At 69.5% G+C, this 10,149-nt stretch carries 6 protein-coding genes; 5 read left to right on the top strand and 1 reads right to left on the bottom strand.

Annotated elements, in window-relative coordinates; translation table 11 throughout:
• From ACWELJ_RS22980 to ACWELJ_RS22960, 5 genes are all read left to right on the top strand, one after another.
• On the top strand, positions 1 to 1,257 hold a 1,257-nt coding region (locus ACWELJ_RS22980; RefSeq protein WP_452368188.1), incomplete at its 5' end, for an SPFH domain-containing protein.
• A gap of 86 nt (positions 1,258 to 1,343) precedes the next feature.
• Entirely contained in the window at positions 1,344 to 3,149 is a 1,806-nt protein-coding gene (gene fadD11, locus ACWELJ_RS22975) for a fatty acid--CoA ligase FadD11 (RefSeq protein ID WP_452368187.1), read from the top strand.
• 91 nt (positions 3,150 to 3,240) lie between these two features.
• Positions 3,241 to 3,837 carry a TetR/AcrR family transcriptional regulator gene (locus ACWELJ_RS22970; protein ID WP_452368186.1) on the top strand — a complete coding sequence of 199 codons (597 nt, stop codon included), beginning with the start codon at positions 3,241 to 3,243 and terminating at the stop codon, positions 3,835 to 3,837.
• A gap of 23 nt (positions 3,838 to 3,860) precedes the next feature.
• Positions 3,861 to 4,514 (top strand): enoyl-CoA hydratase-related protein, encoded by a 654-nt coding sequence (locus ACWELJ_RS22965; protein WP_452368185.1) that lies wholly within the window; start codon positions 3,861 to 3,863, stop codon positions 4,512 to 4,514.
• Positions 4,515 to 4,674: 160 nt separating this feature from the next.
• Complete coding sequence (locus ACWELJ_RS22960) at positions 4,675 to 9,129, top strand: caspase, EACC1-associated type (protein ID WP_452368184.1); 4,455 nt, start codon at positions 4,675 to 4,677, stop codon at positions 9,127 to 9,129.
• Between the two features lie 98 nt (positions 9,130 to 9,227).
• On the opposite strand, the gene ACWELJ_RS22955 is transcribed toward ACWELJ_RS22960, so the two are convergent.
• Positions 9,228 to 9,980: a crotonase/enoyl-CoA hydratase family protein gene (locus ACWELJ_RS22955; protein ID WP_452368190.1), complete on the bottom strand. Its 753-nt coding sequence runs from the start codon at positions 9,978 to 9,980 to the stop codon at positions 9,228 to 9,230.
• Positions 9,981 to 10,149: the final 169 nt, after the last annotated feature.

The raw sequence follows: 10,149 nt of genomic DNA, 5'->3' as shown, positions 1-10,149 counted from the left end.
CCGGGCGCACCGGGTCCGCGTGGCGCACTGGCGAAGCGGGCCGGGCGCGTCGGTGCGGCGCCCGAGCGCACCCCACAGGGTCCGGTGGAGGTGCGGGTCAGCGGCTGGTGGCGCTGGCGCACGGTCCTGGTGCCGCCCAACGCGTTCGTCGTGCACACCCGGCGCGGCGCGGCCGAACCCCTGCACATCGGACTGGGCGTGTCGTTCCGGTTCGATCCCACCACGGACGCCTACCTGGTGGTGCCCGGCGCGATCCAGACCATCCTGATCAACGCCTACTGCATCTGCAAGGAACTGCAGGGTGTGCTGGTGCAGGGGTATGTGCAGTGGATCATCGACGATTTCGCCACCGCCTACCGCAAACTCGACTTCTCCGATCCGGAGGATCCGATGCGGCTGGTCAATGTGCAGTTGCGGGAGCAGGCCGAGGCCGCGATCAAGGACAAGGTGTCCACGATGGCGGTGCGTGATGTGCTCTCGGACAAGCAGCCCATCATCGAGGAGCTCACCGCCCGGCTGCGCACCGTCGCGGAGGGCGCGGGTGACGGGGCGCGCGGGCTGGGCCTGTCGATCGTGACCGTGCAGATCAAGGAAGCCGTCGTCTCCTCGAACACGTTGTGGGAGAACCTGCAGAAGCCGTACCGCAGCGAACAGAACCGGGTCGCGCGCCTGGCCGAGCTCGACGCCCAGGAGGCGGTGTCGGTGCGTGAGGCCGCCGCGGGGCGCGCCGCCGAGCAGCGGCGCATCGAGAACGAGCGCGAACTGGCCGAACTCCGTGCCCGCAACGACGCCGCGTCCTTCGACCGCGAATCCGCCGAACGGTTGCGCCGCACCGAACGCGAGCACGAGGTGAACCGGGAGGTCGCCGAGCTGGCCCAGCAGTCCGCGCTGCACGCGTTGCGCCTGGAACGCGAACAGCACGCCGACAAACTCGACAACGCTCGCCGCGAGGCCGAGCGGGCCGCGCAGCGTCAGGACGCCGCTCTGGCGTTGGCGCAAGCCGAAACTCGCATCGCGCACGAGGCCGCGTTGCTGGAGCTGGATCGCGAACGGGTCGGTATCGACAACGCCAACCACCGCAATGCCGCCACCATGCAAGCGCAGTTGATCGAGGCGCTGCCCGCGATCGTGGACAACCTGCCCACCCCGACCGAGTTGCGGACAGTGCAGATCGGCGGCGACACCACCGGATTGGCGAGCATGGTGGCGCAGTTGACGGACATCATCACCGCCATCCGGGCAACCGGACAATCCTGACGCCTCGGGTGTCGTCATTCGGGCCCGCCACACCCACCCACCGTCATACCGTCTGAGAAGGCTTCGATGGTGGGAGTGGATCGAGAATGGTGATGAGCGAACCGAATACGACCCCCGCGGTGTTCCAGGCGACCGCCGCGATCGACCCCGACGCGATCGCGGTCCGCTCGATCGGCGGCACCGTGACCCTCACCTGGCGCGACTACGCCGCCCAGGTCCGTGAGATCGCCGCGGGCCTGGCCGCACTCGGGGTGGGGCGCGGGGACACGGTGGCGTTCATGATGGCCAACCGCGTCGAGTTCTATCCCCTCGAGGTCGGCGCCCAGCACACCGGCGCCACCTCGTTCTCGGTGTACAACACCCTCTCCGCCGAGCAACTGCACTACGTGTTCAGCAATGCCGGCAACCGGGTCGTGGTGTGCGAGGCGCAGTATGTGGACCGCATCCGCGCGTGCGGGGTGCCGATGCAGACCATCGTGTGCGTGGACACCCCCGTACCCGGCACCTTGAGCGTCGCGCAGCTCACACAGCTCGGGCGCAGCGACTTCGACTTCGACGCCACCTGGCGTGCGGTCACCGGCGAGGACATCGTCACCCTCTGCTACACCTCCGGCACCACCGGCAACCCCAAAGGCGTGGAGATCTCCCACGCCGGTCTGGCGTTCGAATGCCGCGCCTACGCCTCGGTCATGCCGGTGGAGTTCGGTGACCGCATCACCTCGTTCCTGCCGACCGCGCACATGGCCGACCGCGTCACCGGCCTGTATTTGCACGAGTACTTCGGCACGCAGATCACCGTCGTCCCCGACCGCACCCAGCTCGGGGCGGCATTGGCCGATGTGCACCCCACCATCTGGGGTGCAGTGCCGCGGGTGTGGGAGAAACTCAAAGCGGCCGTGGAGTATTCGGTCGCCGCCGAAACCGACCCCACCCGCAAGGCGGCGCTGGTGTGGGCGCTGGAAGTGGCCGCGCGCAAGGCCGCCGCGCACCTGGCCGGACAGCCCGTCGACGACGGGCTGGCGCAGGAGTGGGCGCGCGCCGATGCCGCGGTGCTGGGGGCGTTGCGCGCCACACTGGGCCTGGATCAACTCAAATGGGCGTTGTCGGGGGCCGCGCCGATCCCCGCGGAAACCCTCGGGTTCTTCTTCGGGCTCGGCATCCCGATCTCGGAAGTGTGGGGCATGTCGGAGCTGACCTGCATCGTCAGCGTGTCCCCGCCCGGGCAGGCGCGGCTGGGCACCGTGGGCCGGCTGCTGCCGGGACTGGAATCCAAGATCGCCGAGGACGGTGAGTTCCTGGTGCGCGGGCCGCTGGTCATGCGCGAATACCGCAAGGAACCGCACAAGACCGCCGACACCCTCGATCCCGACGGGTGGCTGGCGACCGGTGACATCATCACCCGCGACGGCGACGGGTACCTGCGGGTGGTGGACCGCAAGAAGGAACTGATCATCAATTCCGCGGGAAAGAACATGTCCCCGGCCAATATCGAGAACACCATCAAAGCCGCCGCCCCGCTGATCGGGGCGCTGGCCACCGTCGGCGACAACCGCCCCTACAACACCGCGCTCATCGTCCTCGACGCCGAATCCGCGCCCCCCTACGCCGCCCAGCACGAGCTGCCCGACGCCTCGGCCGCGACCCTGGCCACCGACAAGTCGGTGATCGCCGAGATCGCGCGCGGCATCGCCGCGGGGAACGCGAAACTCTCGCGCGTGGAACAGATCAAACGATTCACCATCCTGCCCACGTTCTGGGAGCCCGGTGGTGACGAGATCACCCTCACCATGAAGTTGCGGCGCAAACCGATCGCGCACAAGTACGCCGCCGACATCGACCGCATGTACGCACCCGAACTGGCCGAAGGCGTCCACGAACCCGGGCCCGCCTGACCCTGGCCCGTGACACCCGGACCCCAGCGGTAGCGCTGGGGTCCGAATCCACCCCTTTATAACAGAGCAAGCGCTCTGTTATGGTCGGTGCATGCCCCGCCCCCGCACCCACGACCCCGACCGGGTGCTCGACGCCACCGAAGCCCTCGCCGTGCGCTCCGGACCCGCCGCGGTCACCATCCGCGCCGTGGCCACCGCCACCGGCGTCTCCAACGGCGCCCTCTACCACACCTTCGGTTCCCGCGCGGAACTGCTGGGCCGCACCTGGATTCGCGCCGCCCACCGCTTCCTGGCCCTGCAAGCCGAGCTGGTCGCCGCCGCCGGCGACGGCATCGACGCGGTCATCGCCGCCGCCGAAGCCCCCGCCGAATTCGCCGCCCGCCACCCGATGTCGACGCAACTGTTCTTCACCGTCCGCCGCGACGACCTGCTCGGCGACGACCTGCCCGACACCGTCCGCACCGAACTCGCAGCCACCCAGAAAACCCTGGTCGAGCTGATGAAAACCCTCGCCCACCGGCTCTGGCGGCGCCGCGACGCCCACGCCGTGGACACCCTCACCATCTGCCTGGTCGACCTGCCGACAGCGATCCTGCTCGACCGCGACCGGCTCGCCAATCCCGTTGCCCGCCAACAGTTGCGGGCCGCCGTGCGCGCGGTCCTCGACATCGGGCCCGCCCCCGCCTGACCCACCCTCGCGAAGGAACCCCCATGCCCACCCTGAGCTACCGTGACAAGATCGCCGTACTGGACCTCGGCGGCGACGAGAACCGCTTCTCACCGCAATTCCTGACCTCGATCGGCGAACACCTCGACACCGTCGCCGCCGACGGCGCCCACGGCTTGATCACCACCGCCGCGGGCAAGTTCTACTCCAACGGCCTGGACCTGGACTGGTTGTCCAACAACGGCGAGCGCACCGAATGGTATGTCGCGCAAGTCCAGTCACTGCTGGCGCGCCTGCTCACCTTCCCGATGCCCACCGCCGCCGCCCTGCCCGGCCACGCCTTCGGCGCCGGCGCCATGCTCGCCCTGGCCCACGACTACCGGGTGATGCGCGACGACCGCGGCTACTTCTGCTTCCCCGAACCCGACATCCGCATCCCGTTCAGCCGCGGCATGTCCGCGCTCATCCAAGCCAAACTCACCCCCAAATCGGCCATCGCGGCCATGACCACCGGACGCCGCTTCGGCGGACCCGACGCCCTGGCCCACGACCTCGTCGACGCCACCACCGACCTCGACACCCTCACCGACACCGCGCAGGGGATGCTCACCCCGCTCGGCGCCAAAGACCCCGACACCCTCGGCGCGATCAAAGCCACCATGTTCGCCGACGCCGTCGCCGCCCTCCACAACGCCTGATTCCCCAGCAGAAGCACGACTTATCGGGTGCGGCGGGCCGCTCATCCCTCGACAACGGCCCGCCGATGCCGCACCGGCGCTTCCGACACCCGACCCCAACTCCGATCCGCGACATACAATTTCGGCAACCAGCCAGATATCGGAGCCCAGGAAGCAGTCGATGACACTCCCCGACAGTGAACGCTCCCGCGCGATCCTGATCGGCGTCTCGACCTACCAGTCAGGCTCCGGCTTCGAACCACTGCCGCAGGTCGCCACCAACCTGCGCGAACTGGCCACCGCGCTGCGCGAACTCACCGGCCTGCGCCACATCTCGGTCATCGCCGACCCCACCCGCCCCGTCGATATCGGTGAACCACTCAAAGCTGCCATCGACACCGCCCAGGACCTGCTTCTGGTCTACTACTCGGGCCACGGCGTCATCGTCGACGACCAACTCGCGCTCACCCACGCCGAATCCCACACCGGCAACCTCGAATTCACCACCCTGGCCTACGACACCATCCACCGCCGGCTGCGCACCTCCCACGCCCGGGTCAAACTCGTCATCCTCGACTGCTGCAACAGCGGTAAAGCTTTCGGCTCCGGGGTCCTGGCCGCCACTGATCCCAACACCCTGCTCGCCGACCTGGCGTACCTGCCCGAAATCAGCGGATCCTGCGTGCTCACCTCCACCGGGACCAGCGCCAAGTCCCGTTTCGCGCTGGCCAACGGCCCGCGCGGCTGCACCGCCTTCACCGGAGCGCTACTCGACCTGCTGCACACCGACGACGCCGACGACGGCGAATACCGCACTCTGGCCACCTTGTTCCCGCGCCTGGACACCGCCCTGCAACGCCTGGGTGCTCCCAGCCCCCGCCTCAGTAACCGCGACACCGCCGCCGCCATCGCCTTGGTCCGCAACCGGCGAGGACCGATCGCGGCACCGGCATCGACCTACCGGGCCCAAATCCGTGACCTCGCACCCGACCGCCTGCTCGACCGCGAACCCGAACTGGCTCGCCTCGCCGAATTCTGTACCGGCGCCGAGCCCTACCTGTATCTTCAGGCCGGTCCCTGGGCAGGCAAAACCGCCCTGCTGTCCTGGTTCGTTCTCCACCCACCCGAGAACGTCCTCACCGTCGGCTTCTTCATCACCGCCCGCCTCGTCGGCCAAGCCGACCACACCGCCTTCACCGACGCCCTCATCGACCAGCTGCTCACCGTCGTCCCCGCCCGACACGCCGCCGTCCCGACCGGTGCTGGTGAACGCGAAGGCTTTCGCCGCCACCTCATCGAACAAGCCTGCGACGCCGCCGCAGCCGCGGGCCAACGCCTCGTCCTCGTCGTCGACGGACTCGACGAGGATCGCGGTGAACCCAGCATCGCCTCCCTGTTGCCCCGCAACCGTCACCCCGCGCTACGGGTCCTCGTCGCTGGACGCCCGAATCCACCCATCCCGCTGGACACCTCACCCGATCATCCGCTGCGCGAGTGCGCGCGCCTGCCGCTGCAACCCTCACCCGCAGCCCGCAACCTGGCCCAATCCGCCCAATGGGAACTCAAGCAGCTGCTGGCGGGAACGCCAGCTCAACGCGACGTCGTCGGACTCGTCACCGCCACCGGCGGCCTGTCCGACCTCGATCTGCAAGACCTCACCGGCCTGGCGCCCTATGAACTCGACACCATCGTGCACGGCCCCACCGGGCGCACCTTCCACACCACGCATCTCACTAGCGGCGCCGATCCGGTCAATCTGCTCGCCCACGAAACCCTCAACGACGCTGCCCAAACCGCGCTCGGCCCCCGCCTGCTGACCCGCTACCGCGACCGGATCCACGACTGGGCCACCGAATATCGGCGCCGCCGCTGGCCCGCCGACAGCCCGCACTATCTGCTCTACAACTATCCGCAACTCCTCCGCGACCACGGCGACGGTGAGCGACTACGACAGCTGGCCCTCGATACCGACCGGCATGAACGGCTGTGGGAGCGGGCCGGCGTCGACGCACTGGCCTACCGCGAAATCGACTGGGCGGCTGAACTTCTGCTCGCCGCCGACCGAGTCGACCTGCATGCGGGCGCGGCCCTCGCCGCGGTCAGAGGACGACTGTCGGACCGGCGCGGCCATATCCCATGGTCGCTGCCCGCGGTGTGGGCACGCCTGGGCGAGATCGACCACGCCGAAGCACTGGTGCGCAGTACACAGATTCAATATCGCGCCAACGTCGCCGAACCATTGATCGCCGCACTCGTCGCACTCGGCGAGTGCGACCGCGCCGCCACCATATTCGCCGAGTACGCCACGGAATCGACCACGGCCCGGATACATCTCGCGCAGGGGTATGCCCGGCGCCACGATCTCACCCGGGCCCAGGAGCTGGTCGACGCCACCCCCGCGCTGCACGGCAGTGACCGGGCCGCGGTGCAGACCGTGATCGCCGAAGTGCTCATCGACGAGGACGACCTGGACGGCGCGCAATCGACGACGCTCGCGATCACCGACACCGCGACCCGCGAACGCGTTTACGACATGCTGATCCCGGCGCTGTTCACCCGCCAAGGTGCCCCCGCGGCAGAACGTTTCGTCGGGCATCGCATCGACGCGTTCGACTCCGCCGCCGTGGCCGCGACGCTCGCGCTGGCCACTGCGTTCATCGCGGCTGGGCAGCCGCAGCGGGCGCTGGATTTCGCGCGGCGGATCAGCCGTGGACGATTCGTCGACGTCGACGGGGACCGGGTCATCGCGGCGGTGGCCGCGGTGGCCGCCCGTGTCGGACCCGGTCATCCCGAACTCGCCGCCCAGCTGGAAAACGAGCTGCACGACCTGCTCGCCGGGCGGTCGCCAGCGAGTCCGCTCAGCGACGCGACCTGCCGGGCGCTGAGTTTGGCCGACTTGGCCGCCGGACGTGTCGCCGCCGCCTATCACCGTGAAATCGACAGCGGCGGTGGACGTATCGGCGAGGGTGAGCTGTGTCGCGCTCTGATCGAGGCGTTGATCGCCGACGGTGAGCTCGACAAGGCCATCGCGCTGGTGAGCCGATGGCTCTACCCCGACGCGGAGATCGTGCTCCCGCTGATCGATCGGCTCGTCGGTGACGGCGAACTCGACCGAGCCGTCGCATTGGCCTCCACATCCCCCACCTACGACGCCGACACCCTGTTCGCCCGGATCATCGCCGTCACCGCCCAACGCTGGTCGGTCGATCGGGCATCGGAGTTGGCCGGCCGATTCCCGCACGGACAGCGCGGGACGGCCCGGTCCGCGATCGCCGAGTTCCTCGTGGCCGCAGGCGAATCCGATCGTGCCGAGACCCTGGCCCTCGCTGCGCCCGCCGACCACCGCGGCGCCGTGCTTGCCGACCTCGCCGCAACCTGCACCCGGGCCGGCGACCGGCGCCGCGCTGTGCGGCTGGCACAGCGCAGCGAACGGGCCACCCACGACGAGAAAACCGACGCCGTCGACCCCGAAACCACCGTCCTGGCGACCTTCGCCGCGGCACTGATCAGCGCCGGCCACCCCGACGCCGCCGACACCGTCATCCGACTGCGGGACTACGACACGCCCGCCGCGCTGCGGGCGCGCTGCATCCTCGCCGACGCCTTCCTCGACGCCGGCGATACCCGACGCGCCCTGCACTGGTGCGACGGAGCCGAACAGGCGGTCCGCGACCGTGCCGCCGATCAACGTATTCCGGTCTACCGGACCGTCGCGCGTGTCTGCCTGGAAGCCGGACTCGACCAACGGACCCGCGACATCACCGCACAGGCACCCGCACTGCTCGACGTCGCCGCAGAACAGTCCGGGTGGCTGTATGTGGGGGCGCTGGAGCTGCTGTGCGCGGTGGGTGAATTACCGCAAGCCGGCGAATTCGCGCTCACCGCTCCGGCCGAGATCCGTGACCAGGCCATCCGGAAGGTCGCAACCGCGGCGGTGAACGCCGGTTCGGGGCTGCTGGCACGAGAACTGGTCGACCGTGCGGACCTCAGCTTCGGCGGCGACGAAGCCGACCACCGGCGCCGGCTTCGCGAGCATGTCGCCCAAGCGCTGGCCCGGACCGGGGATCTCGACTACGCGCAGACCCTGCTGGCCACCCCCGAACCCATGTCGATCGGCGAGAGCCGGGTCGACCTGGTCGTCGCCGTGGCCGCACACTACGCGGCCACCGGCGATACCGCCCGCGCCGAAGCCCTCGTCGACACCCTGGGAACACTGTTCCGGCCCCGCGCGCTGGCCGAACTCGCGACCACCTACGGCCGCGATCTCGACGAACCACATCGAGCCTCGCGCCTGCTCGACGACGCCGAGCGGGCATGGGCCGAACTCACCGACAAATACAGCTGGTACACCGTTCACTCCCACGACCAGCGCGCCGTAGCCCGCGGGCGCATCGCTTCCGGCGAACTCGAACGCGCCGAACAGCTCACCGCCGCCATCACCAACGGCACCTACGGCAAGGACGACATGCTGGTGGAGCTGGCACGCGCCCACCACCGCGCGGGCAATCACCAGCGGGCCCGCCGCAAGCTCGCCGAAGCCCTCAGCTTCACCTCGAACTGGTCACGAACCCTCGCCGAACTGGCTGTCATCGACCCCGCCGAACTCGCGTCGATCGTCGAATACCTCTACACATGACACCGGCGCGGGGTGGGGTGGTCGATCACCTCGCCACCGATGAGCGAGATGCCCCTGGGTGCGGGCGGCGGATCCGGGCTCCCGCGGCATCCTCGGAGTCAACGTCCCTGCCACACCGGGGGACGCTTCTCCACGAACGCGCGCATCCCCTCGCCCGCGTCCATCGACGACAGTGCCGCCGCGGCGACCTGACCCTGCTTGCCGAACGCCTCGGCGACCGACCAATCCGGGGCCTGCTCGATGATCTGCTTGCTCGCATCGATACTCAACGGCGCGTTCACCGCCACCCGCGCCGCCAACTCCAGCGCGGCATCGAGAGCCTTGCCCGGTTCGGCGACCTGATTGATCAACCCGATCTGCGCGGCACGCGCGGCGGTGATCGGGTCACCGGTCAGCGACAGCTCCATCGCGATCGCGCGGGGTAGCCGCTGGGACAGGCGTAGGACTCCGCCGCCGACGGCGACCAGGCCGCGTTTGACCTCGGGGATGCCGAAGGTCGAATCGCTCGCGGCGACAATGAGATCCGCGGCCAACGCCAGCTCGCAGCCGCCCGCCAGCGCCGGGCCCTCGACCGCGGCGATGAGCGGTTTGCGCGGCGGCTGGGACACGATGCCCAGGATGCCGCGCTTCTCGGTCACCGGCACCTCACCGCGCGCGGCCGCCTTGAGATCCATTCCGGCGCTGAAATAGCCGCCCGCCCCGGTCAGGATCGCGATCCGGGCCTGAGGATCGGCCTCGTAGGCGTCGATCGCCCGCTCCAAACCCAGCGCCGTCGCCAGATTGATCGCATTGCGGGCCTGCGGACGATTGATCGTGATGATCATGATGTGGCCGCGGCGCTCGATCAGCACCGGCGCCGCAGGTGCGGGCGGCAGCGGCACCCGCGCCACCCCCGCCACACTCGACACCGGGCCCGCCGCCACCGCGGCCGAGGCCGCGCCGGTGCCATCGGAATCCGCCGATGCCGAACCCGCAGAACCGGATTCGTTCGCACCGGCCCCGGCGACCGCTGAGTCAGCG

The organism is Nocardia sp. NPDC004582, assembly GCF_053602115.1.
Note: the sequence above shows the minus strand (reverse complement) of the source record. Positions and strands in the feature narration are given on the sequence as shown.

Excerpts from the sequence above, each read along its gene's own strand:
- ACWELJ_RS22970 (WP_452368186.1), top strand. The coding sequence starts at position 3,241 with ATGCCCCGCCCCCGCACCCACGACCCCGACCGGGTGCTCGACGCCACC.
- ACWELJ_RS22960 (WP_452368184.1), top strand. The coding sequence starts at position 4,675 with ATGACACTCCCCGACAGTGAACGCTCCCGCGCGATCCTGATCGGCGTC.
- fadD11 (WP_452368187.1), top strand. The coding sequence starts at position 1,344 with ATGGTGATGAGCGAACCGAATACGACCCCCGCGGTGTTCCAGGCGACC.
- ACWELJ_RS22965 (WP_452368185.1), top strand. The coding sequence starts at position 3,861 with ATGCCCACCCTGAGCTACCGTGACAAGATCGCCGTACTGGACCTCGGC.